The sequence below is a fragment of the Burkholderia sp. BE12 genome (assembly GCF_002959955.1).
Lineage (GTDB): Bacteria > Pseudomonadota > Gammaproteobacteria > Burkholderiales > Burkholderiaceae > Burkholderia.
On sequence record NZ_PREY01000019.1, the window covers coordinates 127,086 to 151,919 of the forward strand.

The following is a 24,834-nucleotide window of genomic DNA, read 5'->3' on the forward strand; positions in this document are numbered from 1 at the left end:
GTCACGATGAAGGTATTCCAGCTGCAAGCCCGCTCCCCGCGCATCCGCCGCCAGCGCGCGATGCGCACCGGCATGGCGGTCGCGATCGCCGCGGCCACCGCGTGCATGGTCGTCGCGCCGAACGCGGTCGCCGCCGGCGACGACGGCGCCGCATCGTCGTCGACGTCGTCGCATTCGAGCACCGGCACGAAGATCCGCGACGCGACGATCACGACCAAGGCGAAGGCCGAACTCGTCGGCACGAGCGGCCTGTCGGCCGGCGACATCCACGTGAAGACGCGGCACGGCACCGTGACGCTCACCGGCAGCGTGCCCGACGAGCAGCAGCGCACGCAGGCCGTCGGCGTCGTGAAGCAGGTGGACGGCGTGCAGTCCGTGCGCGACCAGTTGACCATCCGGCCCAAATAACCGCGCGGCCGTAACAGGAGTCCAGCGATGAACTGCATGCTCAAACCGGTCGGCGAACAGACGATCGTAATCACCGGCGCGACCAGCGGCATCGGTCTCGTCACCGCGCGCAAGGCGGCACGACGCGGCGCGAAGCTCGTGCTGTTCGCGCGCAACGAGGAAGCGCTGAACACGCTGTGCGAGGAAATCCGCCAGCACGGCGGCCTCGCGGTGCCGGTCGCCGGCGACGTCGGCAATATCGAGGACCTACAGCGCGCGGCCGCGAAGGCGGCCGACACGTACGGCGGCTTCGACACCTGGGTCAACAATGCGGGCGTGTCGATCTTCGGCACGGCCGCCGCGGTGCCGCTCGAGGATCAGCGCCGGCTGTTCGACACCAACTACTGGGGCGTCGTGCACGGCTCGCTCGTCGCGGCCGACCATTTCCGGCGCAAGAGCGATTTCCACGGCGGCGCGATCATCAACATGGGCAGCGAGGCGTCCGACGCGCCGGTGCCGCTGCAAAGCGCGTATGTCGCGTCGAAACACGCGGTGAAGGGCTTCACCGATTCGCTGCGGCTCGAGATGGAGGCGGATCACCTGCCGGTGTCCGTCACGCTGATCAAGCCGGCCGCGATCGACACGATGTTCGTGATGCACGCGAAGAACTACATGAACGTCGAGGCGAAGCTGCCGCCGCCGATCTACGACCCCGATCTGGTGGCCGACGCGATCCTGTTCGCGGCCGCGCACGCGCGCCGCACGCTGTTCGTCGGCGGTGCCGCCAAGTTCACGTCGGCGAGCGCGTACCACGCGCCTCGCCTGTTCGATCGCGTCGCGGCCACGCTGTTCTCGCGCGGCCAGCGCACGGTGCGTCCGGCGCGGCCGCGCGACGACAACGCACTGTACGACTCGCGCCACGCGCTGCACGAGCGCGAAGGCATGGAGGGGCCGGTGCTGCGCAGCTGTGCGTACAACACGGTGGTGCAGCGGCCCAAGGTCGCCGGCGCGGTCGCGCTGGGCGCGGCGGCGGTGGTGTTTGCCGCGTTCGCGCGGTCGCGCCGCTCGTCCGCGTGATTTCATCGATTTTCCAAGGAGGCTTTCATGACATCCCGACAACATACGGGCCACGAATACAGCCACTCGCGCGCGCACGAAGGCGAGCGCACGCAGCAGGACCACGACAAGGGCGGGCACCAGACCGGGCACGGCAAGCCGCCGAGCCCGGTCGACGTGCAGAAGGCGCTGAAGGGAATGGACTACCCCGCCAGCAAGTCCGACGTCGTGCAGTGCGCGGAACGCTCGCATGCGGACCGCCAGGTGCTCGACATGCTGCGCAAGATTCCCGAGCGCGAATACGACACGCCGGCGTCGGTATCGAAGGAACTCGGGCGGCTGATGTAAGCGCCGCCCCGTTGCGTCGCGCGCGCGAGCGCGCGGCGCACCCATCATGAGGAGCACGACCATGGCGATGATCGTCGCAGGCCGTTTCACGACGTTCGATGAAGCGGAAGGTGGGGCGCGTCACCTTTACGAGCGCGCGTTCGGGCCCGACGACGTGTCGATCTTCTTCCTGAACCCGGGCGGCCAGCATGCGCGCTTCCCGATCGGCGGCGACGTATATGCCGACACGGCGGCGAAGCCGGGCGGCCGGGGCGCGATGATCGGCGCGATCCGCGGGTTGCTGATCGGCGTCGTCATCGGTTTGATCGTGTACGCCGTCGGCTTGCGCTACTGGTTCGTGCCGGCCGCGGGCGCGCTGGCCGGCGCGTATCTCGGCGCCTTCGGCGGCGCGCTCGGCCGGATGCGCGGCCAGCAGGCCGAAGGCAAGGGCACGCTTGCGCAGAGCGAAACGGGCGTGATCCTCGCCGCGCGCGTGACGCCCGACACCGCGACGGCCGCGGAAGACGTGCTGCGTGCGACCGGAGCGAAGTCGATCGAGCGCGTCGAAGGCGAATGGCAGGACGGCGAATGGCGCGACTTCGATCCGGTGCGCCGGCCGGACGAAGCCGAATCCGGCGGCCCGCACTGAATACGCCCTTTTTTCCAAACGCTTGCAACGCCAGCCGTCGAAACACGGCGGCCGCGTGCGGGCCGGCGTGCGGCCCACGCGGCACGCCGCTTGCGCAGCCTCGGCGGCATCCGTTCAAGGAGGAACCCATGACCACCCCACAGACGCCGCCGCCGCAGAAACAGGCGCATCAGCCGGGCACCGAGCGCGACATGCATCCGAAGCCGCGCGACGAAGCGGCCGACTACGTCGGCAGCGGCAAGCTCGCCGGCAAGGTCGCGCTGGTGACGGGCGGCGACAGCGGGATCGGCCGCGCCGTCGCGGTCGGTTTCGCGAAGGAAGGCGCGGACGTCGCGATCGTCTACCTGAAGGAATCCGACGATGCCGCGCATACGAAGCAACTGATCGAGCAGGCCGGCCGGCGCTGCGAGGCGATCGCATGCGACGTCGGCGATCGCCGGCAGGCGCGCGACGCGGTCGCCCGCACGGTCGAACGGCTCGGCCGCCTCGACGTGCTCGTGAACAACGCGGGCGAGCAGCACCCGCAGCCGGGCATCGAGGACGTGTCCGAGGAACAGCTCGAGCGCACGTTCCGCACGAACGTGTACGGGATGTTCTTCTGCACGCAGGCCGCGCTGCCGCACATGAAGCAGGGCGGACGCATCGTCAACACGGCCTCGGTCACCGCCTATCACGGCAGCCCGAAACTGCCCGACTACTCGGCGACCAAGGGCGCGATCGTCGCGTTCACGCGGTCGCTGTCGATCGAGCTGGCCGAACGCGACATCCGCGTGAACGCGGTCGCGCCGGGGCCGATCTGGACGCCGCTGATTCCGTCGACGTTCACGCCCGAACAGGTCGAGAAATTCGGCTCGAACGTGCCGCTCAAGCGGCCGGGGCAACCGGACGAACTGATCGACTGCTACGTGCTGCTCGCGTCGGACGGCGCGAGCTACATGACCGGGCAGACGCTGCATCCGAACGGCGGCTCGATCGTCGGCGGCTGACGGCCGCGCTCACGCAAATACAAGGAGAAAGCAGATGAGACAACCCAACTGGACCATTGCGGCGCTCGCCGCCGGCGTGCTCGCCGTGTCGGGCCTCGCCCGCGCGCAGATGCCGAGCGAGCCGCCCGCGTCGAATTCGCATGTGCCGGGCGGCGTGATCAATCCGTCGTCGGGCGCGGGCGGCGCGGGTGACCCCGGCATCGCGAAAGCGCCGAAGGGCGCCGACGCGGAGTTCGTCGACAAGGCCGCGATGGCCGGCAAGGCGGAAGTGCAGGCAAGCCAGCTAGCGCTGAAGCAGGCGCAGTCGGCGGACGTGCGCGCTTTCGCGAAACGGATGGTCGCCGATCACGGCAAGGCGAACGCGAAGCTCGAGGAAATCGCCGCGCGCAAGGGCATGAAGCCGCAGGTCGACCAGATCTCGGACCCCGACGTCGAGGCGCTGCGCGGCAAGAGCGGGCACGACTTCGACACCGCGTATCTCGCGGCGGCCGGCCCCGATGCGCACAAGAAGGCGGTCGCGTTGTTCGAGGACGAAGCCCGCGACGGCAAGGACGCGCAACTGCGCGCGTTCGCCAAGTCCACGCTGCCGACGCTCAAGCATCACCTGAGCATGGCGGAGACGGTTGCACGCAAGGTGGGCGCGCAATAGTGCGTGCCCGGTTCACCTCCGGGCCGCACGTGCGGCCCGCTTTTTCGGAGAAGCAGTCATGGCCCAACGGCAATCGAAGCACGAAGGTATCCTCGAACTGCTCTGCCAGGCATACGAGACCGAGCTTGGCGGCGCGCAGATCTACGAGGCCGCACTCCAGTGCGCGACCGACGAGGACCTGCACAAGGAATGGGAGAAATACCACCGCGAGACGCTGCATCACCAGGAGGTGCTGCGCAAGGTATTCGAAACGCTCGGCCTCGATCCCGATGCGCAATCGCCGGGGCGCGCCGCGGTAGCGGCCACCGGCAAGTCGCTGGTGCAGGTGATCGAGCAGGCGAGGAAGCAGGCCGACCCGGCGGTCGCGCAGGTGGTGGCGGCCGAGTGCGTGGTGCTGGCCGAAACCAAGGATCACCTGAACTGGGAACTGATCGGCTACGCGGCCGACCAGTTGCCCGACAGTGACGCCGCGAAGGCGCTGAAGGCCGCGCACGACGAGGTCGAGGCCGACGAGGATCATCACCTGTATCACACGCGTGGCTGGGCGCGCGAGATGTGGATCGAGTCGATGGGCTTCAAGGCGGTGCTGCCGCCGCCGGAGGAAGTGAAGAAGGTGGAATCCGCCGCCGATGCGGCACGTGCCGAGCGCTCGCGCGGCAAGATGATGTAACGCCCGGGCGGGCGGCGTCGCGCGTGGCGCGGCGCCCGCCTGCTCGTCATGAAGGTTGCGTACGCAACTTACTGTACCCGGCCGTATCGATCCCTCACGTCAGCGCGTCGACGATCATCGTCACCACCGACGCCGCCATCAGCACCACCGCCAGCCAGCCGAACAGTTTCGATACCGGGCCGCTCCCGGGCTGGCCGGCAGCGTCGCGCTTCCCCGACAGCAACATCACGAGCACGAGCATCGGCACCGCGGCCACGCCGTTGAGCACGGCGCTCCAGTACAACGCCCGGATCGGGTCGATCGGGCTGAAGCAGATCGCGATGCCGACGATCACGCACAGCGCCAGCACCGTGTAGAAGGCGGGCGCGCGCCGCACGGGCTCGTTCAGCCCTTCGCGGAACCGCCAGGCTTCCGCGCAACCGTAGGCGGCGCTGCCCGCGAACGCGGGAATCGCGAGCAGGCCGCAGCCGACGATGCCGAACGCGAACACCAGGAACGCAGCTTCGCCGGCGATCGGCCGCAGCGCCTCGGCGGCCTGCGCGGTGCTGCCGATGTCGTGCCGGCCGTGCGCGAAGAAAACGGCCGCGCCGATCACCATGATGCAGAACGACACCGCGTTGGTGACGACCATGCCGGTCCACGTATCGACCGTGACGCGCTGCTCGGTCTCGCGGCGCGTGTCGCGTTCGCCGTCCTGTTGCTCGGCCGTGGTTTGCTCGACTTCGAGCGCGGCCTGCCACACGAACAGGTACGGGCTCAGCGTCGTGCCGAGCACGGCGACCGCGGTGGTCGCATACGCATGCGTGAACGCGATCTGCGGCAGCACGATCGCATGCAGCACGTTGCCCCAGTCGACGTGCACGAAGCCGAGTTCGAGCACGTACGCGATCAGGCCAAGCGTCATCCATTTCAGCCAGCGCGCGTAGCGCTCGTATGACAGCATCACCTGCAACGCGAGCGATGCGATCCCGTAGACCGGCGCATACCAGTAGCTGCGGCCGCCGACGACGAGCGCTGTCGCATCGCCCATCGCCGCAAGATCGGCGCCGACGTTCACGACGTTGACGATCACGACCATCACGATCAGCGTCTTCGCGACGCGATCGGAAAAGTGTTCGCGAATGCCGGCCACGAGACCTTCGCGATTGCGTCGCCCGATGAACGCCGCCGCGAGCTGCACGGCGACCATCATCGGCAGCGTGACGACGATCATCCACAGCATGTTGAAACCGAACTGGCTGCCGGCCTGCGCGTAGACGGCGACGTTGCTCGGATCGGCGTCCGACGCGCCCGCGAGCAGGCCGGGGCCGAGCCGCCGATACCACGGTTTCGCGGCGGGCGGCGGCGCCCCGGCCGCCGCCCGCGCGTCTTCGCCCAGTCGGCTCATCCGGCATCCCCGTGCGACGGGTGCCCGCCGCCGTGGCGTCGCTCGCGCGCGAGGCGCGACGCGGTGCGCAGCGCGTCGACCAGCGTGCGGTACGCGTGTTCGCGGGAATCGGCGCCGCGCGTGCGCAGCACGTACGACGGATGATAGGTGGCGACGACGAGCCGGCCGTCGTCGGTGCGCACCGGCGCGCGCGTGCGCTCGAGCGTCGCGTCGTTGTCCTGCAGCACCGCGCGCAACGCCGTCGCGCCGAGCGCGACCACCACGCGCGGCTGTACGGTTTCCAGTTCGCGTTCGAGCCAGTAGCGGCACGCGGCCACTTCGCGCTGCGCGGGCGTCTTGTGCAGCCGCCGCTTGCCGCGCGGTTCCCATTTGAAGTGCTTGACCGCGTTCGTCAGGTAGACGTGCGAGCGTTCGATTCCGGCTTCGTCGAGCGCGCGGTCCAGCATGCGGCCGGCCGCACCGACGAACGGCATGCCCGCGCGGTCTTCCTGGTCGCCCGGCTGCTCGCCGACCAGCATGATCGTCGCGTCGACCGGCCCTGCGCCCGGCACCGGCTGCGTCGCGTGTTCCCACAGCGCGCAGCGGCGGCACGCGTCGAGCGTGCGCGGGGCCTCGTCGTCGGGCGGCGAAGCCGGAGGGGCGGGCGCTTTGCGGGTCATGCGGCGCCTCCGGCGCAGGCCGACGCAGCAGCGCGCCGCGATCGGGCGGAACGCTTCGGCAATCGCGTGGTCGCACGCGCAGAGGGAGGCAATCGGGCCGATTGAAGCCGCATCGCACGCATGAAGGACTCCGGAGTCGACGATACGAACGAGACAGCAACCGGCATGCCGCATGCGGTCGGTATGGGCGCGCGCCTTGCGTGGCAAGCCCGGCCAACGACAGGAGAAGCAGATGCAACCCGACCCCGGCGACGATCCCGCCGCCGACGACGTGCTGCTGTGGCGCGCGCCCGACAGCGTGCCGCGCCGCCCGCGCCGCGTGCTGGTCGTCGACGACTATCGCGATGCGGCGGATGCGCTGCGCCTGCTGCTCGAGGCGCGCGGCTTCGAGTGCCGGGTCGCCGACGATCCGTTCGCCGTGTGCGACGTCGCGCGCGACTGGCAGCCGTTCGCGGTCGTGCTCGATATCGCGATGCCGGGCCTCGACGGACTGGAACTCGCGACGCGGCTGCGCGGCGATCCGCAGACATCGGACATGCTGCTGGTCGCGTGCAGCGGGCTGGCGTCGCGGCGGGATCGCGAACAGGCGAAGGAAGCCGGCTTCGATGCGCATTGCGCGAAGCCGCTGACGCCGCACCGCCTGCTGGGCTACCTCGAATCGGCGAGCGGCGGTGCGGTGACGCCGGACGAGGACGTTACACGACCCTTGTAAAAAGGCCGGCGGCGCGCAGGGCGCGGCCGGTCAGGCGACGGTGCGCGGCGCGGCACGGGCGCTCGACCGCCCCGCCGCGACGGCCAGCGCGCTGGCGAGCACGAGCAGCGCGGCGCTGAACGCGAAGGTCGCACGGTAGCCGTGCAGGTCGAACAGCAGGCCGCCCGTCGTCGCGCCGAGCGTGATCGCCAGTTGCACGACCGCCACCATCAGCCCGCCGCCGGCCTCCGCGTCGCGCGGCAACGTGCGCGCGAGCCAGGTCCACCAGCCTACCGGCGCCGCCGTACCGAGCAGGCCCCACAGCGCGAGCAGGCACGCGGTTGCCGCCGTCGACGCGCCGAAGCCCGTCAACGCGAGCGCGATCGCGGCCATCAGCAGCGGCGTGGCGACGAGTGCCCGGTACAGCCCGTATTTCAGGACGCCGCCGATCAGCGCCGTGCCCGCGACACCCGCGATGCCGATCCCGAGCAGCATCAGCGACAGCGCGGTCGTGCCGGCATGCGTGACGGTTTCGAGAAACGGGCGCAGGTAGGTGAACAGCGCGAACTGTCCCATGAAGAACACGCCCACCGCGGCCATGCCGACCGCGACCGGCGGCCGGGCCAGCAGCGTCGCCGCACCGACCCGCGTGCGCTGCGGCGCCGAGGGCATCGACGGCAGGCTGACGAGCTTCCAGCCGAGCGCGAGGGCGGCCACCGGCACGACGCAGAAGAATGCCCAGCGCCAGCCGACGATCGCGCCGAGGAAGCTGCCGAGCGGCGCGGCCACGACGGTCGCGAGCGCGTTGCCGCCATTCACGATCGCGAGCGCGCGCGGTACCTGCCGGTCCGGCACGAGGCGCATCGCGGTCGCGGCGGACATCGACCAGAAACCGCCGATCGCCACGCCGATCAGCGCGCGGCCGGCGATGAACGCCGCATAGTTCGGCGCGAACGCGACGACCGTGCCGGACACGATCGTCAGCAGCGTCAGCGACAGCAGCACGCGCTTGCGATCGCAGCGCCCGGCGAGCGACGCGATCAGCAGGCTCGTCACGAGCGCGAACGCGCCCGATACGGAGATCGCCTGGCCGGCCTGACCTTCGCTGACGTGCAGGTCGCCCGCGATCGGCGTGAGCAGGCTGACCGGCATGAATTCGGAGGCGACCAGCGCGAACGCGCCGAGCGACATCGCAAGGACGGCGCCCCATGCGGCGGTATGGCCGGCTGCGGCGCCGCGCTCGGGAGTGGAAACGGAGGGCATGACGGGAATCGATGCGGAAGGCGTCGGTCGTGCGCTCAGTCGCAATGCGCGGCCGTGTCGCGGCCGGCCAGATGCGTGCTCGCGTCGTCGTTGCGCGCGGCCTGCACCTTCACGGCGGCGGCCTGTGCGTCGTCGACCCACGTGCGCGGATTCATGCGGGCGGGATTGAAACCGGCCGATGCGTAGCGAACCATGTCCTCGCGGACCTGGTCGCGCGTGAGGCCAGGCGCGGATTGCGCGAGCAGCGGGGCGGAGCCGACCAGCGCGGCGACGGCGGTAACGAGGGGGAAAACGCGGATTTTCATGGCGTGTGGTTCCGAAAGGGGCGGCGTGTCGGCTGGGAGCGCGACGCGACGCGATGGGTCGATGGCTTCGCAGTCTAGCGAGCCGTCCGGCATCGATTAAGTAGCTCGCCGCGCTTGGACTTATTAGCCACGCCGATGAATTGGCGCGGGCGGTGCTAGGATTGACGTTCGTCCCGACCGGAGCCTGCCGACATGGCGCGCGAAAATTTCAACGACCTGCTCGTCTTTCTCGCGGTGGCCCGCGATCGCAGCTTCACGCGCGCGGCCGCGCGGCTCGGCGTGTCGCAATCGGCGCTGAGCCAGACCGTGCGCGATCTGGAAACGCGGCTTGGCGTGCGGCTGCTGGCGCGCACGACGCGCAGCGTGTCGACGACCGAGGCCGGCGAGGCGCTGTTCCAGGCGGTGGCGCCGCGCATCGACGAGATCTCGGCGCAACTGGCCGCGCTGTCCGATTTCAGGGACAAGCCGGCCGGCGTGGTGCGCATCACGGCCACCGAGCATCCGATCGACACGGTCGTCTGGCCGAAGCTCAGGAACGTGCTGCCCGACTATCCGGACATTCGCGTCGAGCTGTCGGTCGACTACGGGCTGTCGAACATCGTCGAGGAGCGCTACGACATCGGCGTGCGGTACGGCGACCAGGTGGCGCAGGACATGATCGCGGTGCGGATCAGCCCGGACATCCCGATGGCGATGGTCGCCGCGCCGTCCTATCTCGACGGCCGCAAGCCGCCGAGGAAGCCGCAGGATCTGCTCGACCACGACTGCGTCACGCTGCGGCTCGCGACCGCGAAGGGTATCTATGCGTGGGAATTGAAGAAGGGCAAGAACGCCATCCAGGCGCGCGTGAACGGCCGGATCACCTGCAATACGCAGCCACACATGGTGCAGGCGGCGCTCGACGGTTTCGGCATCGCGTTCGTCGCCGAGGATGTCGCGCACGCGCATCTGCGCAGCGGCGCGCTGCGCATCGTGATGCCGGACTGGTGCCCGGTGTTTCCGGGCTACCACGCGTACTATCCGAGCCGCCGCCAGGCGTCGCGCGCGTTTTCGGTCGTGATCGACGCGCTGCGGCACCGGCCGTAGCGCGCGGCGTTCGCCGCCGCGGCGCGGGCAAAAAAACGCCCCGCGGGCGGGGCGTGTCGAACCGATGCGCCGGCGAACCGGCGCCGCGTCATGGTGCGGTCAATGGCGGCCGCGCGTGCGCGGATCGTCGAGGTCTTCGGTCGGGTCGGTCAGCCCGAGCTCGTCGCCGGCACTCCAGTACGGGGTGCTGCCGTAGAACTCGTGCAGCGGCTCGGCCCATTGCGGATCGGCCATCGCCGGCCAATGGTCCTTGTCGAACCCCGGCGCGTTGCGAATCCGTTCCGACGATACCGACAGCAGGAAGCACTTGCGTTCGGTGTCGAGCGTCAGCGCGCTCCACGGAATCGCGTGGAGCTTGTCGCCGATGCCGAGGATGCCGCCGCTCGACAGCACCGCATACGCGATGCGGCCGGAGCGCACGTCGAGCATGATGTCCTTGATCTTGCCGACATCGTCGCCGTCCGTCGTATAGACCTTGTCGCCTTCCAGCGTATCGGCCGCCATCACGTCGGGGCCGGGGCCGGCCGCCGTCGCGGCGCCCTTGCCGATGATGCGGGTCTGACCTTGATCGGGAGTCTGCATGGTTTCCTCCAGGCTGCGTGGGGCGCGACCGTGCCCGGGGCGGGCCCTGCGGGTCGCGCGGGGTTGTCGAGGCGGGGCGGAAATCGCTCCGTCACGTCTGCTTCGGTTGCGACACGCCTTCCAGCGTGTTCGCCACGTCGTCGCGCTCGGGGCTGGCCGTGCGCGTCGCGATGTCGGCGAGCGACAGCATGCCGACCAATCGCTTGTCGTGATCGACGACGGGCAGCCGGCGCAGTTGCGCATCGGCCATGTAGTGCTGGATCTCGTCCAGCGAATCGTCGTCGAAGCACCATTCGATCGGGCCGGACGCGACCTCGTGGACCCGCGTCTCCGGCGGTTTGCCGGCCGAGATCGCGCGCACCGCGAGATCGCGGTCCGTCACCATCCCGATCAGCCGGTTGTTGTCGCACACGGGCAGCGCGCCGATGTCGTAGCGCTCCATCAGTTGGGCGGCGTGACGGATCGAGTCGGTCGGGGCGATCCGCACGACGTCCTGCGACATGATTTCGTTGACGCGATGCATGAAATTCTCCTTGGCGGTGGGTGAAGCAATGTGCCGATGCGGCCGCTCCGTCTCCAGCAAACCGCATGCCGTGCGCGGGCCGTCCTTGTCATTCGTCGTCGCGTTTGCGCTTGTCCTGCCACGGCCCGTCGTCGTGCGTCCCGGGCGGCGTGTCGGGCTCGATGCGCGTGACGCCGCCGGTCGCGGGCGGGTCGCTCGCCGGAAACGTGTCTTCGAGCTGCTTGTCGATATGACGCTCCGAGTGGCGCGTGTGCGTGCGGTCCTGATGCTTCAGCGGCGGTTGCGGATCGGGCTGCCGCTCGTGCGCCGGTGCGTCGTGGCCGTGCCGGGTCGAATCCTTCATGGCGGTGCTCCGTATCGGGGACGATGAGCCCGCTCTGCCGCAACCTGCGTTCCCGGCCCCCGCGCGCGGCACGCGACTTGCCGCCGCAGCGGCGATGACCACGACGACGACCATGACGACACGGCGCAGCAGGGTTGCCTGCTGCGCGCACATCGAGCAGGAGGCACGACGATGATTCCGAAACGACGACCAGGAGTGCGCTACGAGATCAACGTATGCGGCGGCGGATTCGATTCGGTGAAGAGCCATTTCGATACGTGGAAGCACGAACCGCTGATCTACCGGCCCGAGCGCCGGATGTTCGAAGGCAAGGCCGACGTGCGGCGGCTCGGCGACGAGACGTTCGGCGCGACCGAGCCGGCGCGCTTCGCGCTGCAGTGCGCGTGCGAGCCGTCCGATCCGTACGCGCTCGCCGCGCGCGTGCGGGACGACGGCCGCGAGCTGTGGCTGGTGATGGCGGCGTACGACGCATAGCGGTGCGCTTGCAAGTTTTGCAGCGAGCGGTGTAGCGAATGCATGGCGAAGGCATGGCGCTTCGTCCGCGGCCGCGCGGCGGCGCGGCGACTCCGTGTAAGGGCGATACGAACGGACGGCACGCGGTTTGCGAATCATTCGGTACGCGCCCGGCGCGCCGATATCGACCCGAACCCCGCAACGATGGAATGCCGATGACCCACGAACCCGTGCAATGGCTGCAACGGCCCGAACCGCCGATCCCCGACATCGAGCCGGACCCCGAGCCGCCCGATCCCGACGACGTACCGCCGGACATGCCCGAACCGTACCGGGAACCGGAGGGCGATCCGCCCGGGCATGCGCCGCCGGAACGCGATCCGCCGTCGCCGGAGCCGCCGGTGCGTGCCGGCTTGGCGGGGCCGGTGCGCGCAAGGCCGCGAACGAAAACGGAGGTGCTGCAATGAGCATTCGCGTGAACCCCGGCATGCTGCGCGACCTCGCCGAGACGTTCGGCCGCCATTTCGAGGCGCGCGAGATAGCGTTCCATGTGGAGGAACAGCCGCCCGGTGCGCTGCATATCGGTTTTCGCGTCGACGGCCATCCGGCGTCGCTGACCGTCACGTTCGACCCCGACGCCTTCGCCGCGCTCGAACGGGCCGACGTCGAACGGCAGCGCGGCACGCTCACGCGCGTCGCGGCCGAATTCGACGCGATGATGGCGCGCCGCGCACCGACCGCTTACGCGGGCGATTTCCATTTCAACCGGCTCTGAACGGTGCCGCCGCGGCGTGGCCCCGAGCCGTCGACTCCAGGGAGGGATTCGATGAACACGATCCAGACGATACGGGTGGGCGCCTGTGCGTTCGCCGCTGCGTGCGCGCTGGGCGCATGCACGCAACCGACCAGCGGCCCCTACGGCGCGCATCCGGCGCCGCCCGCGCCGCCCGACGGCCGTGGCGCGCAGTCGACCACGACGATGCCGGATGCGAATACGCGCTACGACCCGCGTCCGTCGCCGGGCAATACGATGCCGCCGGGCGCGACCGTCGGCGAACCGGTCGACGTGCCGCCGCCGGGGCCGAATGGCACGCAGGGCGACCAGCCGCTGCCGGGCACGCCGCCGCCGATGCAGTACTGACACGACGCGTTGCGGCGACGCGTCGCGGCGTTGCGGCACGGGCAACGCCGCACCGCGATGCCGCGGGAGGAATGCGATGGCGAATCAGCACGAACATCTGGAGGACTGGCTGCGCGATGCGTACGCGATGGAGCGCCAGGCCGAGATGATGATCGACGCGCAGATGAAGCGGGTCGGGCACTATCCGCAATTGCAGGATCGGCTTCGGCTGCATCTCGACGAGACGCTCGCGCAGCAGGCGCTCGTCGAAGCGTGCCTGATGCGGCTCGGTACGTCGCCGTCGGCGACCAAGGATCTCGCCGCGCGTGTCGCCGCGTACGGTCAGATCGCGAGCGGCATGCTGGCGGACGACGAAGTCGTGAAGACCGCGTTGGCCGGTTATGCGTTCGAGCAACTCGAAATCGCCGCGTACACGGCGCTCGTCGCGGCGGCGCACGCGGCCGGCGAGGAAGAGATCCGTGCGTGTTGCGAGCGGATCCTGCAGCAGGAGCGCGACATGGCCGCATGGTTGCTGCGCCATCTGCCCGAGTTGACGACCGCCTTTCTCGATCGTTCGGCCGGTCGACCGCATCGATGCGAAGCGGTGACGGGGCGCTCCCCGAGCGAAATGCGTGCCCCAAACTTCCCCCGGCTTGTAAAAAAGCGGCCTCGGCGTCCGGCAAAATGGGGTGCGAACTCCCGAGAGCCGCGACATATCGCGCTTCGCGCGACTGGCACGGAAGCTGCATCACGTTCGGCAGAAGACATACCGCGAACCGAACCGTCAGGAGGCTTTCGATGCCCGTCTCGCTTGCGCTGCAGATGCGACAGCATCTGGCACTTACGCCGAGGCTTCAGCAGTCGCTGCGGCTGCTGCAGTTGTCCTCGCTCGAGTTTCAACAGGAATTGCGTCAGGCGCTCGACATGAACCCGTTTCTCGAAGACGGCCAGGGCGACGAGGAAACGGCTGCCGAGGCCCCCGAGCAACCGACCGAAGCGGCCGCGCCCGAAGCGGCGCCCGAGCGCGACGAAATCCGCCCGCCGGATGGCGAGGTGCCGTTTACCGCCGCGCCCGCGCCGCGCGGCACGAGCCGCCAGGGCGAGGACGGAGACGGCCTGTCGCCGGGCGAATGGATGGCCGCCGAGCCGTCGCTGCATCAGCAATTGCACGATGCACTCCGGCTCTATCCCCTCAACAAGCGCGACCGCGAAGCCGCGCGCCTCGTGATCGATGCGCTGGACGACGACGGCTACCTGCGTCAGGAGCTTCCCGAACTCCTGGTCGCCGCCGATCCGGCGTGGCTGCTGTCGGAGCAGGATCTCGCGGTCGCGCTGCGGCTCGTGCAGATGCTCGACCGGCCCGGGATCGCCGCCCGTTCGTTGTCCGAATGCCTGGTGTTGCAGCTCGATGCGATTCCGGCCGGCACGCCGGCGCTCGCGGAAGCGAAAGCGATCGCGCGCGAGCATCTGGAACGTCTTGCGCGCCGCGAGACGGCCGAGATCCAGCGGCGCCTCGGCTGCAACCAGCAGACGCTGCACGCGGCCTGCGCGCTGGTGCGCGGGCTGGACCCGCGCCCCGGCAATCACTACGGCAGCACGCGCGGCGATTACGTGGTGCCCGACGTGATCGTGCGCCAGGTGCGCGACGAGTGGATCGTCACGATCAATCCGGCCGTGCTGCCGCGTGCACGCTTGCACGAGCGCTACGCGACGCTGTTCGCGCAGTCGAGCGGCGAGCGCGATTCGCCGCTCGGCCAGCAGTTGCAGGAGGCGCGCTGGCTGATCCGCAACGTGCAGAAGCGCTTCGACACGATCCAGCGCGTGGGCGAATGCATCGTCGCGCGGCAGCGCGATTTCTTCCGCTACGGCGAGATCGCGATGAAGCCGCTCGTGCTGCGCGACATCGCGGAAGAGCTCGACCTGCACGAATCGACCGTCTCGCGCGCGACCGGCAACAAGTACATGGCCACGCCGCACGGCACGTTCGAGTTCAAGCATTTCTTCCCGCGCAAGCTCGAGGCGGCCGGCAAGGGCGTGTGTTCGGCGTCGGCCGCGAAGGTACTGATCCGCGACATGATCGCGGCCGAGCGGCATACCGATCCGCTGTCCGACGTCGCGCTCGCGGAGAACCTCGCGGGCCGCGGCATTCTTCTTGCGCGTCGCACGGTGACGAAGTATCGCCAGGCGATGAAGATTCCGCCGGCCGACTTGCGGCGTCGCGACGCCGCGTGACGGCCCGATTGTCCCAACCCGCGCGTGCCGCGCATGGCGTCGGCGCGCGCGCCAACGAGAGGAGCGCAACCATGCCAGCCAAATCCCAGGCCCAGCAGCGCGCCGCGGGGGCCGCGCTATCGGCCAAGCGCGGCGACACGAAAGTGAAGGATCTCAAGCCGCCGGCGAAATCGATGGCCAAGTCGATGAGCGAGAAAGAGCTCGAGAAAATGGCGTCCACATCCGCGCACGGCAAACCGAAACACAAGCACGATGCGTGACCGGCGCCGACGTTTAGTGACGACTGCTGTCATCCAGGAGGGTTCCATGCTTCGATACGCCATCATTTTCTTCGTCATCGCGATCATTGCCGCCGTGTTCGGCTTCGGCGGCATCGCCGCGGGCGCGGCCGAGATCGCGAAGATCCTGTTCTACATCTTCGTCGTGATCTTCCTGGTCACGCTGCTGCTGGGCGTCGTCCGACGATGAGCGTGACGCCCGACCGGTCGGAGCGCGTGAAGGAGCTCGAGCACGCGTTCGCGATCGGTTTTCCGTCGCAGTCGACCGTCGTCGTGCAGCCGGACGACGCATCGGGTCGGCTGACGATCCACGTGTCGTGGGTGCGCGTGCCGTCCGACGAGGACGCGCGCGAATGGCGCTGCACGGTCGACATGCGGTTCGATGCGGACGTGATCGAACGCTACGCGTTGCTCGATGACGCCGACCGGCTGCGCGTGCGCACGCAGCTATGCGACCGCGCGCGGCGCGCGGTGGACGAGCACAAGCCGCGCATCGAGGATGCCGCGATCGAATGCAACGTGGCGCTCGACGTGACGCGCACCCAATTCGACGCGGCGCTGCGCGCGCCCTGACGCCGCGGCCGGCCCGCGGTCGTTCGCGGCGCGCCGGGCCGGCTTTCCCTGCCGTCCGCACGCGTCGCGCCGCGGCGCGTCGCCGTGCGGCGGCTTCCTATCGAATGCCACGAGGACACCTAGCGATGACGAATCCCCCATCCGCCGGCAAGACCCCGCCGACGCAACCGCACGACAGCGTGAAGTCGCGCCAGCTCGAGGAGAACCGTGCGCGGCCCGACGGCGAGGCGCTGCGCACCAACCAGGGCGTGCGGATCGCCGACAACCAGAACACGCTGCGAGGCGGCGCGCGCGGCCCGTCGCTGCTCGAAGACTTCATCATGCGCGAGAAGATCACGCATTTCGATCACGAGCGCATTCCGGAGCGCGTGGTGCATGCGCGCGGGTCGGCCGCCCACGGCGTGTTCCGCGTGTACGAGCCGATGGCCGACTACACGAAGGCCGCGTTCCTGCAGGACCCGGCCGCCGAAACGCCGGTGTACGTGCGTTTCTCGACCGTGCAGGGGCCGCGCGGCTCGTCCGACACCGTGCGCGACGTGCGCGGCTTCGCGGTGAAGTTCTATACCGAGGAAGGCAACTACGACCTCGTCGGCAACAACATGCCGGTGTTCTTCATCCAGGACGCGATCAAGTTCCCCGACTTCGTGCACGCGGTGAAGCCGGAAGCGCCGAACGAGATGCCGACCGGCGCATCGGCGCACGACACGTTCTGGGATTTCGTGTCGCTGGTGCCGGAAACGACGCACACGGTGCTGTGGCTGATGTCGGACCGCGCGTTGCCGGCGAGCTATCGCGCGATGGACGGCTTCGGCGTGCACACGTTCCGCTTCGTGAACGCGGCCGGCGTCGAGCGTTTCGTGAAATTCCACTGGCGGCCCGTGAGCGGCGCGTATTCGCTGCTGTGGGACGAGGCGCAGCGAATCGCCGGCCACGACCCGGATTTCAATCGGCGCGACCTGTGGACGGCGATTGAGCGCGGCGACTATCCGGAGTTCGAGCTCGGTGTGCAGATGATCGATCCGGCCGACGCGGACAAATTCGACTTCGACCTGCTGGATGCGACCAAGCTCGTGCCGGAAGAGCTCGTGCCGGTGCGGCCGATCGGCCGGATGACGCTGAACCGCAACCCCGACAACTTCTTCGCGGAGACCGAGCAGGTCGCGTTTCACCCGGGCCACGTGGTGCCGGGCATCGACTTCACGAACGACCCGTTGTTGCAGGGGCGGCTGTTCTCGTACACCGATACGCAACTGAGCCGGCTCGGCGGCCCGAATTTCCACGAGATTCCGATCAACCGGCCGGTGTGTCCGTTCGCGAACAACCAGCGCGATGCGCTGCACCGGCAGACGATCAACGTCGGGCAGGCGTCGTACGAGCCGAACTCGACGAGCGGCGGCTGGCCGCGCGAGACGCCGCCCGCGCCGTCCGGCGGCGGTTTCGAGACCGTGCCCGAGCCGCTCGAAGGCAACAAGGTGCGCGTGCGCAGCGAATCGTTCGCGGACCATTTCTCGCAGCCCGCGCTGTTCTATCAGAGCATGACCGAGATCGAGCAGCGGCATATCCGCGACGCGTACTGCTTCGAGCTCGGCAAGGTCACGCAGCCGAAGATTCGCGAGCGGGTGGTCAACGAGATCATCGCGCGCTTCGACGCGGGGCTCGCCGCGCAGGTCGCCGAGCGGCTCGGGCTGCCCGCGCCGCAGGCGGCCGCGACGCCGGCCGTCGCGCAGCGCTCGCCCGCGCTGAGCCTGATCGGCCGCGCGAAGCCCGGCATCCGTTCGCGCAAGATCGCGCTGATTGCGACGCCCGGCGTGAATCAGGTGCTCGTCGAGCAGGTGCGCGACGCGCTGCAGGCCGCGCACGCGGTGCCGACGATCGTCGCGCCGACGCTCGCGCCGATCGGCGGCATCGTGCCGGAGGCGACGCTGGTCGGCATGCCGTCGGTGATGTTCGATGCGGTGTTCGTCTGCGGCGGCGACGGCGACGGGCGCGACCTCGCGCACAGCGCCGACGCCCGCCATTTCGTGCGCGAGGCGTTCAAGCACCTGAAGCCGATCGCGGCCGTCGGGTCGGGGCGGCAACTGCTCAGCGCCGCCCACCTGCCCGATCCGGCCGAAGGCGTGTGCGTCGGGCAGGCGGTCGATCTCGACAAGGTGCTGAACACGTTGTCGGATCACCTCGGCCAGCATCGCGTGTGGGCGCGCGAGCAGCAGGCGGCTGAACTGCCGGCATAGGGCCGGCTGCGGTTTGCGCCGGTCGGCGCGCCTGCCTTTGGGCGGGCGCGCTTTCGGCCAGGGCCTGTTCACGCTAATAACGGGCTTGCGCTGGCCCCCAGAAGGGCCGAGCGCAAGGATTGCGACGAAGCGAATACTCGACGTATTCGCGAGGAGCATGACGCGGCGATCGGCCCTTCTGGGGGCCAGCCCCGCGAATGCATTTTTCTAAACAGGGGAACGTGCCTTTCCGCCCGCATGGCGGCGTCGTTCGTCGTTGCAATAGCAACGGCTATTGCGCCTCCTCTCTTCTTGCCCTGCGGGCGGAAAGGCACGTTCGCAAGCCCGTTATTAGCGTGAACAGGCCCTAGGAGGAACACGCATGGCACCGCGGATGATATGGAAAGGCGCGATCAGCTTCGGGCTCGTGCACGTGCCCGTGCAGTTGTTCCCGGCGACGCGCACGGTGAAGCCGTCGTTCCGGATGCTCGACAAGCGCTCGATGGACCCGATCGGCTATCGGCAGATCAACAAGCGCACCGGCAAGGAGGTCACGCGCGAGGACATCGTGCGCGGCTACGAGTACGAGAAGGAGCGCTACGTCGTGCTCAGCGACGACGAAATCCGCGCGGCGAATCCGGAATCGACGCAGACGGTCGACATCCTGACCTTCGTCGACGAGGACGCCGTGTCGTTTCTCTATCTGGACACGCCTTACTACCTGGTACCCGACCGCAAGGGCGAGAAGGTCTACGCGCTGCTGCGCGACGCGCTGAAGGACAGCGGCAAGATCGGCATCGCGCTCGTGGTGATGCGCGACCGCCAGCATCTGGGCGCGCTGATTCCGGTCGGGCCGATGCTCGCGCTCGATACGCTGCGCTGGCAGGAGGAATTGCGGCCGCTCGCCGAATTGTCGGTGCCGGCCGACGACGCGAAGGGCGCCGGCGTCACCGCGCGCGAACTCGACATGGCGAAGAAGCTGATCGACGACATGTCCGGCAAATGGACGCCCGACGAATATCACGACACGTTCCGCGACGATATCCTCGAACTGGTCGAGCGCAAGGTGCGCGCGGGCAAGATCGAGGAGATCGAGGACCGGCCCGCGCAGACCGGGCGCGCGGCGAGCAACGTGGTCGATCTCACCGAGCTGCTCAAGCGCAGCCTGAAGGGCGGCGCCGGCGCGCGCGCGGCGGATCTGCGCGACGAGCGCGGCGAAGCGGAGGGCGAGGCGTCGTCGTCGCGGGGCGGCGCGCGCCGCAAGCCGGCGGCGAAATCCGCGGCGAAAGGCGCGGCGACGAAAACCGCGGCGAAGCGAACCGCCGCGAAACGCGGCGCGACGAGCGCACCTGCGGCGAAGAAGACCGCCGCGCGCCGCAAGCACGCGGCGTGATGCCGATGACGCCGATTCCGACTCCGATTCCGACGAGGTGACGCGATGGCCGGCAAGCTCGATCCGTACCGCCGCAAGCGCCATTTCGGCGCGACGCCCGAGCCCGAAGGGGCGCACGGGAAACGTCGCGCGAAAGCGCAGACGCAAGCGGACACGAAGCCGAAGGCGAAGCCTGCCGCGCGTGCACGCCATGCGCTGCGCTTCGTGATCCAGGAGCACCACGCGCGACGGCTGCACTACGACTTCCGGCTCGAACTCGACGGCACGCTCAAGTCGTGGGCCGTGCCGAAGGGGCCGAGCTTCGATCCGCGGGTGAAGCGGCTCGCCGTGCACGTCGAGGACCATCCGCTCGAATATGCGTCGTTCGAAGGCGAGATTCCGGCCGGGCATTACGGTGCGGGGTCGGTCGTCGTCTGGGACGAAGGCACGTGGACGCCCGATGGCGGCGTGGCGCACGCGCGCGAAGGCTATCGGGCGGGCAAGCTGACGTTCCGGCTCGACGGCCACAAGCTGCACGGCGGCTGGGCGCTCGTGCGCAGCGGGCGGCAGGAAGGGCGTCAGGAGCAGTGGCTGCTGATCAAGGAGCGCGATGACGACGCGCGCGGCGCCGATGAATTCGACGTCGTCGGCGAGCGGCCGGGAAGCGTGCATGACGGCGCGTCCAACGGCGCGGCGCGCAAGCGCGCGGCGTCTCGCCGCGAATCGGCTGGCGCGGACGGCGATGCACGCGACGCGCGACACGACAACCAGCGTCCCACCGAACCGTCGCAAGTCGAAGGCGCGGTGCGCGCGCCGCTGCCCGAGCGCGTCGCGCCGCAACTCGCGACGCTGGTCGACGCACCGCCGACCCAGGGCGGTTGGTGCTACGAACTGAAGTTCGACGGCTATCGGATCCTGGCGCGTATCGTGGGGAAGGGCGCGCGTCGGCGCGTCACGTTGATGACGCGCGAAGGCCGGGACTGGACCGCGAAGCTGCGCGCGCAGCGCGACGCGCTCGCGGCGCTCGACGTCGACGACGCATGGCTCGACGGCGAGGCCGTCGTGCTCGGCGAAAACGGCCTGCCCGATTTCCAGGCGTTGCAGAACGCGTTCGGCACCGGGCGAGCGGATGCGATCACTTTCTTCGTGTTCGATCTGCCTTATCTCGACGGATACGACCTGCGCGATGCGCCGCTCACGGCCCGCCGAGCGCTGCTCGAACCGCTGCTCGCGAACGGCGACCCGGCGCGCGTGCGCTTTTCGCCCGATCTCGGCGAGGACGTCGCGTCGCTGATCGCGAGCGCCTGCGACACCGGCCTCGAAGGGCTGATCGGCAAGCGTGCGGACTCGCGCTATCGCGCCGGCCGTTCGCCTGCCTGGATCAAGCTCAAGTGCCGGCGCCGGCAGGAGTTCGTGATCGGCGGCTTCACGGAGCCGTCGGGCAGCCGGCACGGCTTCGGTGCGCTGCTGCTCGGCGTGCACGAACCGGCGCCGGCCGGCAAGCGGCGGCGCGGGCCCGGGCCGCTGCGCTACGTCGGCCGTGTCGGCACCGGCTTCGACGCGCGGATGCTCGATCGTCTCGCCGCGATCCTGCGCCGGCACGAACGCGACACGATGCCGTTCGATGCACCGCCGCGCGAACGCACGCGCACGCGCGTGCACTGGGTCGAGCCGATACTCGTCGCCGAATGCGAATTCGCGGAATGGACCGGCGACGGCATCGTGCGGCAGGCCGCATTCATCGCGCTGCGAGAGGACAAGCCGGCGGAGCAGATCGTTCGCGAGATGCCGAAACACATGGAAACGGAGGGGGCGATGGATCAGCATTCGACCACGCAGGACAAGCCGCGGCGTGCGTCGCGCACCGATCGTCACGCGAGTACGGGCACGGCGCGCGGCGCGCGCGCCTCTGCCGACGCCGATACGCTCGGCCGCGTGCGCATCACGCATCCCGAGCGCGTGCTCGACCCGCAAGGCGGCACGCGCAAGATCGATCTCGCGCGGTACTGGCAATGGGTCGCGCCGTGGCTGTTGCCCGACCTGAAAGGGCGGCCCGTCTCGCTCGTGCGCGCACCGGGCGACATCGCCGGCGAACTGTTCTTTCAGAAGCATGCGGAGCGCCGCGAGATTCCGTTCGTCACGCAGCACGAAGGGCTCGATCCGGGCCACGGGCCGCTGCTGTCGCTCGATAGCGTCGATGCGCTGCTCGGCGCGGCGCAGATGGGCACGGTCGAACTGCACACGTGGAACGCGCATGCGTCGAACATCGAGCGACCCGACCGCATCGTGTTCGACCTCGATCCCGACCCGGCGCTGCCGTGGCGCACGATGATCGACGCCGCGCAACTCGTGCGCGGGCTGCTCGACGAACTCGGCCTCGTGTCGTTCTGCAAGACCAGCGGCGGCAAGGGGCTGCACGTCGTCGTGCCGCTCACGCGGCATGCGGGCTGGGACGACGTGAAGGACTTTTCGCGCGCGGTCGCGCAGCACGTCGCCGGCACGCTGCCCGACCGTTTCACCGCGACGATGGGGCCGCGCCACCGGCGCGGCAAGATCTTCGTCGACTACCTGCGCAACGGGCGCGGCGCGAGCACGATCGCCGCGTATTCGGTGCGCGCGCGCCCCGGCATGGGCGTGTCGGTGCCGCTCGACTGGGACGAAGTGCCCGACACGACGGGCGGCGCGCAATGGACGATCGATACGCTGCACGAACGTCTGGACACGTTGAAGCGCGATCCGTGGGACGGCTACGAGAAGGCGCGCCAGCGCATCACCGCGGCGATGCGGGCGCGGCTCGGCGCCGACGCGTGACCGTCAGCGCCGATGCTGCTGCAGCCGGTAATACCAGTTCATCAGCGGCGTCGCCGAAATCCCGTGCGCGACCACCGACGCGGACACGACCGCCAGCACCGGCGCCGCGAGCGGGCGTACGACCTCGGACGGACCATGCTCGAGCGCGAACAGCAGGTAGTAGAACGAACCGATCCCGCGGATGCCGAACCACGCCATCAGCCGCCGCTGCGCATGCGTCGCGCGCGACCCGGAAAGGGTGACCAGCACCGCGAGCGGACGCACCGCGACGAACAGCACGGCGGCCAGCGCGGCGGCACCCCACGTGATCAGCGGGCCGGGCAGCGTCGAGAGCACGCTGCCGATCATCGTCATCACGATCGCTTCCGCAATCCGTTCGAGCTCGATCGTGAAGCCGAGCACCGATTCGGCCATGAACGCATGTGCCTTCTCCGGATGCTTTTCGGTGGCGACGACGTCTTCCGAATCGATCTGGCCGATCACTTCGCGCGGCGGGCGGTCGCCGCTCGCGCGATGCTCGACGCGCCGCATCGCGACGCCGGCGGCGAACGTCGCGATGAAGCCGAACGTATGCGCGAGCTGCGCGGCGCCGAACGACAGCACGATCAGCGCCAGCGCGAAGAAGCCTTCGAGGCCGAGCGCCTGCGCGTGGCGCGTGCGCAGCCAGCCGATCGTCTTCGTCGTGACCCAGCCGAGGCCGCCGCCGATCGCGGCCGCGCCCGCGATGCCCCACAGCGCGACGAGCGCGAACGTGCCGGACAGCGGCGGGATGCCGTACGTCGCATCGGGTGCGCCGCACAGCGCGAGCCCCGCGAGCGCGAACGGCAGCGCGATGCCGTCGTTCATCCCGCCTTCGCCGGACAACGCGAAGCGCACCAGGTCGCGATCGCCGGGATCGTGCACCTGCACGTCGTGCGCAAGCACCGGGTCGGTCGGCGCGAGGATCGCCGCGAGCAGCAGCGCCGGCCCCCAGCCGAGGCCCAGCGCGAGCACCGCGCACACCGCGAGCAGCGGCACGGTCACGATCATCGCGAGCAGCCCGAGCCGGCACGGCACGAGCCACAGCTTGTCGGACAGCGGCACGCGCAGCCGCAGCCCGATCGCGAACAGCGACACGAGCAGCGCGACTTCGACGATCTCGCGCAGCAGGCGGCCGTCGCGTTCGAGATCGAGGTGCAGCAGGCCGGCGCCGGCCGGGCCGAGCGCGACGCCGAGCACCAGGTAAATCATGGCCGAGCTGCAGGGGAGGTGGCGCAGCGCGGACGTCACGACGCCCATGGTCAGCAGCACCGCGCCGATGATCAGATACCAGAGGGTTTCATGCATGCGTGTGATCGCGGCAGGTCGGTACGGGCGGCGCGCCCACCGTCAGGGCTTGCGGCCGAACGCCTCGCGCAGTTTCCGCTTCGCGCGTTCGAGCGTCGTGCGGCGCGTCTTGGGCAGGTTGCGGCCCGCGCGGTTCACGTAGAAATTCAGCATCGACATCGCCGACTGGAACGGCGACGCCTTGCGGCGGCGGCTGTGTTCGGCCGAGCGCTTCAGCGACGCAGCGATCGCGGCCGGATCGTCGGATTTGAAGATGTCGGGCTCGATGTCGAGCGCCTCGCTTTTTTGCGTGACTTCGCCGGACCAGCGCTTGCGGTGGGCCGGGTCGGCGCTGCGCGCGCGGCCCGGGCGGCGCGTGTGGCGCTTGCCGTGCGGATGGGAAGCAGAAGCGGAAGGCATGGGGCAGGGCTCCGTATGGGGTCAGAGGACAGGCGTGTGGAGAAAGGCGACGCAAAGCGCGTGCCGCACCACGAACGTTGCCCGCGACGGCATGGGCCTTGCTGACAGATCGGAGCAGGAATTCCCATCACGCAATCATCCACAAGGAGAAAACGCCATGAAGTCAGCATTCGAATCGAAGTTTGTCGCGCGGCGTGTGCTGGCCTGCGCGGCTGTCGCGCTCGTCGCGGCCGCGCCGGCCGCGTGGGCGCAGAACTCGCAGCGCTCGGACGAGGGCACCGGCGCGCCGAATCCGTCGATGGACATGTCGACGCCGGGCACCAACGGCAATACGGCCGCGCCGCCTCCGCCGGCGGGCACGCAGCGGCACGGCATGAAGCACGGGATGCGCTCGCACGGCGCGTCGGCCCGTCACGTGAAGCCGGGCGGCGGCCCGAACGGCGCGGGCGAGGGCGGTAGCGGCGCCACGGGCGGCGGTGTCGGCGGCGGCTCGGGCG

General features: G+C 69.6%; 30 protein-coding genes and 1 pseudogene. 22 read left to right on the forward strand and 9 right to left on the reverse strand.

Annotation, left to right across the window (positions count from 1 at the left end; genetic code table 11):
* Window positions 1-6: 6 nt before the first annotated feature.
* The 7 genes from C4B30_RS21860 (at window position 7) to C4B30_RS21890 (ending at window position 4,724) form a co-directional block, all read left to right on the forward strand.
* A complete protein-coding gene (locus C4B30_RS21860) occupies window positions 7-408 on the forward strand; it encodes a BON domain-containing protein (RefSeq protein ID WP_027786024.1) in 402 nt (133 codons plus the stop codon).
* Between the two features lie 27 nt (window positions 409-435).
* Window positions 436-1,464: an SDR family oxidoreductase gene (locus tag C4B30_RS21865; protein ID WP_027786023.1), complete on the forward strand. Its 1,029-nt coding sequence runs from the start codon at window positions 436-438 to the stop codon at window positions 1,462-1,464.
* Between the two features lie 27 nt (window positions 1,465-1,491).
* Window positions 1,492-1,791 carry a DUF2795 domain-containing protein gene (locus C4B30_RS21870; RefSeq protein WP_027786022.1) on the forward strand — a complete coding sequence of 100 codons (300 nt, stop codon included), beginning with the start codon at window positions 1,492-1,494 and terminating at the stop codon, window positions 1,789-1,791.
* A gap of 61 nt (window positions 1,792-1,852) precedes the next feature.
* On the forward strand, window positions 1,853-2,419 hold the full coding sequence (locus tag C4B30_RS21875; protein WP_027786021.1) for a hypothetical protein: 567 nt from the start codon (window positions 1,853-1,855) through the stop codon (window positions 2,417-2,419).
* A 128-nt stretch (window positions 2,420-2,547) separates the two neighbouring features.
* Window positions 2,548-3,405, forward strand: a complete 858-nt coding sequence (locus C4B30_RS21880; protein WP_027786020.1) for an SDR family oxidoreductase — start codon at window positions 2,548-2,550, stop codon at window positions 3,403-3,405.
* A gap of 34 nt (window positions 3,406-3,439) precedes the next feature.
* Window positions 3,440-4,054, forward strand: coding sequence for a DUF4142 domain-containing protein (locus C4B30_RS21885; RefSeq protein WP_027786019.1), 615 nt, complete (start codon window positions 3,440-3,442; stop codon window positions 4,052-4,054).
* Between the two features lie 58 nt (window positions 4,055-4,112).
* Entirely contained in the window at window positions 4,113-4,724 is a 612-nt protein-coding gene (locus C4B30_RS21890) for a hypothetical protein (RefSeq protein ID WP_027786018.1), read from the forward strand.
* A gap of 94 nt (window positions 4,725-4,818) precedes the next feature.
* Here the strand turns inward: C4B30_RS21890 and C4B30_RS21895 are convergent, their stop codons facing one another.
* Window positions 4,819-6,111, reverse strand: a complete 1,293-nt coding sequence (locus C4B30_RS21895) for an Nramp family divalent metal transporter (protein WP_027786017.1) — start codon at window positions 6,109-6,111, stop codon at window positions 4,819-4,821.
* Complete coding sequence (locus tag C4B30_RS21900) at window positions 6,108-6,770, reverse strand: UdgX family uracil-DNA binding protein (RefSeq protein WP_027786016.1); 663 nt, start codon at window positions 6,768-6,770, stop codon at window positions 6,108-6,110. The genes C4B30_RS21895 and C4B30_RS21900 overlap by 4 nt, the downstream gene beginning before the upstream one ends.
* Before the next feature lie 232 nt (window positions 6,771-7,002).
* On the opposite strand from C4B30_RS21900, the gene C4B30_RS21905 reads away from it, so the two are divergent.
* Window positions 7,003-7,482: a response regulator gene (locus C4B30_RS21905; RefSeq protein ID WP_089502448.1), complete on the forward strand. Its 480-nt coding sequence runs from the start codon at window positions 7,003-7,005 to the stop codon at window positions 7,480-7,482.
* A 30-nt stretch (window positions 7,483-7,512) separates the two neighbouring features.
* Here C4B30_RS21905 and C4B30_RS21910 read toward each other — a convergent pair whose 3' ends face one another.
* Both C4B30_RS21910 and C4B30_RS21915 read right to left on the reverse strand, forming a co-directional pair.
* Window positions 7,513-8,724 (reverse strand): MFS transporter, encoded by a 1,212-nt coding sequence (locus tag C4B30_RS21910; RefSeq protein ID WP_027786014.1) that lies wholly within the window; start codon window positions 8,722-8,724, stop codon window positions 7,513-7,515.
* A gap of 35 nt (window positions 8,725-8,759) precedes the next feature.
* On the reverse strand, window positions 8,760-9,029 hold the full coding sequence (locus C4B30_RS21915; RefSeq protein ID WP_027786013.1) for a DUF4148 domain-containing protein: 270 nt from the start codon (window positions 9,027-9,029) through the stop codon (window positions 8,760-8,762).
* Window positions 9,030-9,221: 192 nt separating this feature from the next.
* Here C4B30_RS21915 and C4B30_RS21920 point away from each other — a divergent pair, with 192 nt between their 5' ends.
* Window positions 9,222-10,115 carry a LysR family transcriptional regulator gene (locus C4B30_RS21920; protein ID WP_027786012.1) on the forward strand — a complete coding sequence of 298 codons (894 nt, stop codon included), beginning with the start codon at window positions 9,222-9,224 and terminating at the stop codon, window positions 10,113-10,115.
* Between the two features lie 99 nt (window positions 10,116-10,214).
* Here C4B30_RS21920 and C4B30_RS21925 read toward each other — a convergent pair whose 3' ends face one another.
* From C4B30_RS21925 to C4B30_RS21935, 3 genes are all read right to left on the reverse strand, one after another.
* The gene (locus C4B30_RS21925; protein WP_006498342.1) at window positions 10,215-10,697 is read right to left on the reverse strand and encodes a PRC-barrel domain-containing protein; all 483 of its coding nucleotides are present in this window, start codon (window positions 10,695-10,697) and stop codon (window positions 10,215-10,217) included.
* A 91-nt stretch (window positions 10,698-10,788) separates the two neighbouring features.
* Window positions 10,789-11,220, reverse strand: a complete 432-nt coding sequence (locus C4B30_RS21930; protein ID WP_027786011.1) for a CBS domain-containing protein — start codon at window positions 11,218-11,220, stop codon at window positions 10,789-10,791.
* 88 nt (window positions 11,221-11,308) lie between these two features.
* Entirely contained in the window at window positions 11,309-11,563 is a 255-nt protein-coding gene (locus C4B30_RS21935) for a hypothetical protein (protein ID WP_027786010.1), read from the reverse strand.
* A gap of 171 nt (window positions 11,564-11,734) precedes the next feature.
* Between C4B30_RS21935 and C4B30_RS21940 the strand changes: the two genes are divergently transcribed.
* The 12 genes and pseudogenes from C4B30_RS21940 (at window position 11,735) to ligD (ending at window position 22,612) form a co-directional block, all read left to right on the forward strand.
* Entirely contained in the window at window positions 11,735-12,037 is a 303-nt protein-coding gene (locus C4B30_RS21940; RefSeq protein ID WP_027786009.1) for a hypothetical protein, read from the forward strand.
* 194 nt (window positions 12,038-12,231) lie between these two features.
* Complete coding sequence (locus C4B30_RS21945; protein WP_027786008.1) at window positions 12,232-12,483, forward strand: hypothetical protein; 252 nt, start codon at window positions 12,232-12,234, stop codon at window positions 12,481-12,483.
* On the forward strand, window positions 12,480-12,791 hold the full coding sequence (locus C4B30_RS21950) for a hypothetical protein (RefSeq protein ID WP_027786007.1): 312 nt from the start codon (window positions 12,480-12,482) through the stop codon (window positions 12,789-12,791). Before C4B30_RS21945 ends, C4B30_RS21950 begins: the two co-directional genes overlap by 4 nt.
* A 51-nt stretch (window positions 12,792-12,842) precedes the next feature.
* Window positions 12,843-13,157: a hypothetical protein gene (locus C4B30_RS21955; protein ID WP_027786006.1), complete on the forward strand. Its 315-nt coding sequence runs from the start codon at window positions 12,843-12,845 to the stop codon at window positions 13,155-13,157.
* 76 nt (window positions 13,158-13,233) lie between these two features.
* A pseudogene (locus C4B30_RS36205) lies at window positions 13,234-13,744 on the forward strand (DUF892 family protein).
* Between the two features lie 190 nt (window positions 13,745-13,934).
* Window positions 13,935-15,368 (forward strand): RNA polymerase factor sigma-54, encoded by a 1,434-nt coding sequence (locus tag C4B30_RS21965; RefSeq protein WP_027786005.1) that lies wholly within the window; start codon window positions 13,935-13,937, stop codon window positions 15,366-15,368.
* A 71-nt stretch (window positions 15,369-15,439) separates the two neighbouring features.
* Complete coding sequence (locus tag C4B30_RS21970; protein WP_027786004.1) at window positions 15,440-15,628, forward strand: DUF3008 family protein; 189 nt, start codon at window positions 15,440-15,442, stop codon at window positions 15,626-15,628.
* A gap of 46 nt (window positions 15,629-15,674) precedes the next feature.
* A complete protein-coding gene (locus tag C4B30_RS21975; RefSeq protein ID WP_006498332.1) occupies window positions 15,675-15,836 on the forward strand; it encodes a DUF1328 family protein in 162 nt (53 codons plus the stop codon).
* Window positions 15,833-16,219, forward strand: a complete 387-nt coding sequence (locus C4B30_RS21980; protein ID WP_027786003.1) for a DUF3022 domain-containing protein — start codon at window positions 15,833-15,835, stop codon at window positions 16,217-16,219. The genes C4B30_RS21975 and C4B30_RS21980 overlap by 4 nt, the downstream gene beginning before the upstream one ends.
* 125 nt (window positions 16,220-16,344) lie before the next feature.
* The gene (katE, locus tag C4B30_RS21985) at window positions 16,345-18,450 is read left to right on the forward strand and encodes a catalase HPII (RefSeq protein ID WP_027786002.1); all 2,106 of its coding nucleotides are present in this window, start codon (window positions 16,345-16,347) and stop codon (window positions 18,448-18,450) included.
* Window positions 18,451-18,811: 361 nt separating this feature from the next.
* Complete coding sequence (ku, locus tag C4B30_RS21990) at window positions 18,812-19,822, forward strand: non-homologous end joining protein Ku (protein ID WP_027786001.1); 1,011 nt, start codon at window positions 18,812-18,814, stop codon at window positions 19,820-19,822.
* A 45-nt stretch (window positions 19,823-19,867) separates the two neighbouring features.
* On the forward strand, window positions 19,868-22,612 hold the full coding sequence (gene ligD / locus C4B30_RS21995) for a DNA ligase D (protein WP_027786000.1): 2,745 nt from the start codon (window positions 19,868-19,870) through the stop codon (window positions 22,610-22,612).
* 3 nt (window positions 22,613-22,615) lie between these two features.
* Here the strand turns inward: ligD and C4B30_RS22000 are convergent, their stop codons facing one another.
* Both C4B30_RS22000 and C4B30_RS22005 read right to left on the reverse strand, forming a co-directional pair.
* Complete coding sequence (locus C4B30_RS22000) at window positions 22,616-23,938, reverse strand: cation:proton antiporter domain-containing protein (RefSeq protein WP_027785999.1); 1,323 nt, start codon at window positions 23,936-23,938, stop codon at window positions 22,616-22,618.
* Between the two features lie 42 nt (window positions 23,939-23,980).
* On the reverse strand, window positions 23,981-24,337 hold the full coding sequence (locus C4B30_RS22005; protein WP_027785998.1) for a DUF3175 domain-containing protein: 357 nt from the start codon (window positions 24,335-24,337) through the stop codon (window positions 23,981-23,983).
* 157 nt (window positions 24,338-24,494) lie between these two features.
* Between C4B30_RS22005 and C4B30_RS22010 the strand changes: the two genes are divergently transcribed.
* The coding region (locus tag C4B30_RS22010; RefSeq protein WP_105132973.1) for a hypothetical protein at window positions 24,495-24,834 on the forward strand (340 nt) is incomplete at its 3' end.

Coding starts and splice junctions, on each gene's coding strand:
- C4B30_RS21890 (WP_027786018.1), top strand. CDS start 4,113: ATGGCCCAACGGCAATCGAAGCACGAAGGTATCCTCGAACTGCTCTGC.
- C4B30_RS21895 (WP_027786017.1), bottom strand. CDS start 6,111: ATGAGCCGACTGGGCGAAGACGCGCGGGCGGCGGCCGGGGCGCCGCCG.
- C4B30_RS22000 (WP_027785999.1), bottom strand. CDS start 23,938: ATGCATGAAACCCTCTGGTATCTGATCATCGGCGCGGTGCTGCTGACC.
- C4B30_RS21860 (WP_027786024.1), top strand. CDS start 7: ATGAAGGTATTCCAGCTGCAAGCCCGCTCCCCGCGCATCCGCCGCCAG.
- C4B30_RS21935 (WP_027786010.1), bottom strand. CDS start 11,563: ATGAAGGATTCGACCCGGCACGGCCACGACGCACCGGCGCACGAGCGG.
- C4B30_RS21975 (WP_006498332.1), top strand. CDS start 15,675: ATGCTTCGATACGCCATCATTTTCTTCGTCATCGCGATCATTGCCGCC.
- C4B30_RS21920 (WP_027786012.1), top strand. CDS start 9,222: ATGGCGCGCGAAAATTTCAACGACCTGCTCGTCTTTCTCGCGGTGGCC.
- C4B30_RS21980 (WP_027786003.1), top strand. CDS start 15,833: ATGAGCGTGACGCCCGACCGGTCGGAGCGCGTGAAGGAGCTCGAGCAC.
- C4B30_RS21970 (WP_027786004.1), top strand. CDS start 15,440: ATGCCAGCCAAATCCCAGGCCCAGCAGCGCGCCGCGGGGGCCGCGCTA.
- C4B30_RS21875 (WP_027786021.1), top strand. CDS start 1,853: ATGGCGATGATCGTCGCAGGCCGTTTCACGACGTTCGATGAAGCGGAA.
- C4B30_RS21880 (WP_027786020.1), top strand. CDS start 2,548: ATGACCACCCCACAGACGCCGCCGCCGCAGAAACAGGCGCATCAGCCG.
- C4B30_RS21870 (WP_027786022.1), top strand. CDS start 1,492: ATGACATCCCGACAACATACGGGCCACGAATACAGCCACTCGCGCGCG.
- ku (WP_027786001.1), top strand. CDS start 18,812: ATGGCACCGCGGATGATATGGAAAGGCGCGATCAGCTTCGGGCTCGTG.
- C4B30_RS21905 (WP_089502448.1), top strand. CDS start 7,003: ATGCAACCCGACCCCGGCGACGATCCCGCCGCCGACGACGTGCTGCTG.
- C4B30_RS22005 (WP_027785998.1), bottom strand. CDS start 24,337: ATGCCTTCCGCTTCTGCTTCCCATCCGCACGGCAAGCGCCACACGCGC.
- C4B30_RS21885 (WP_027786019.1), top strand. CDS start 3,440: ATGAGACAACCCAACTGGACCATTGCGGCGCTCGCCGCCGGCGTGCTC.
- C4B30_RS21930 (WP_027786011.1), bottom strand. CDS start 11,220: ATGCATCGCGTCAACGAAATCATGTCGCAGGACGTCGTGCGGATCGCC.
- C4B30_RS21865 (WP_027786023.1), top strand. CDS start 436: ATGAACTGCATGCTCAAACCGGTCGGCGAACAGACGATCGTAATCACC.
- C4B30_RS21945 (WP_027786008.1), top strand. CDS start 12,232: ATGACCCACGAACCCGTGCAATGGCTGCAACGGCCCGAACCGCCGATC.
- ligD (WP_027786000.1), top strand. CDS start 19,868: ATGGCCGGCAAGCTCGATCCGTACCGCCGCAAGCGCCATTTCGGCGCG.
- C4B30_RS21940 (WP_027786009.1), top strand. CDS start 11,735: ATGATTCCGAAACGACGACCAGGAGTGCGCTACGAGATCAACGTATGC.
- C4B30_RS21910 (WP_027786014.1), bottom strand. CDS start 8,724: ATGCCCTCCGTTTCCACTCCCGAGCGCGGCGCCGCAGCCGGCCATACC.
- C4B30_RS21915 (WP_027786013.1), bottom strand. CDS start 9,029: ATGAAAATCCGCGTTTTCCCCCTCGTTACCGCCGTCGCCGCGCTGGTC.
- C4B30_RS21950 (WP_027786007.1), top strand. CDS start 12,480: ATGAGCATTCGCGTGAACCCCGGCATGCTGCGCGACCTCGCCGAGACG.
- C4B30_RS21900 (WP_027786016.1), bottom strand. CDS start 6,770: ATGACCCGCAAAGCGCCCGCCCCTCCGGCTTCGCCGCCCGACGACGAG.
- C4B30_RS21955 (WP_027786006.1), top strand. CDS start 12,843: ATGAACACGATCCAGACGATACGGGTGGGCGCCTGTGCGTTCGCCGCT.
- C4B30_RS21925 (WP_006498342.1), bottom strand. CDS start 10,697: ATGCAGACTCCCGATCAAGGTCAGACCCGCATCATCGGCAAGGGCGCC.
- katE (WP_027786002.1), top strand. CDS start 16,345: ATGACGAATCCCCCATCCGCCGGCAAGACCCCGCCGACGCAACCGCAC.
- C4B30_RS21965 (WP_027786005.1), top strand. CDS start 13,935: ATGCCCGTCTCGCTTGCGCTGCAGATGCGACAGCATCTGGCACTTACG.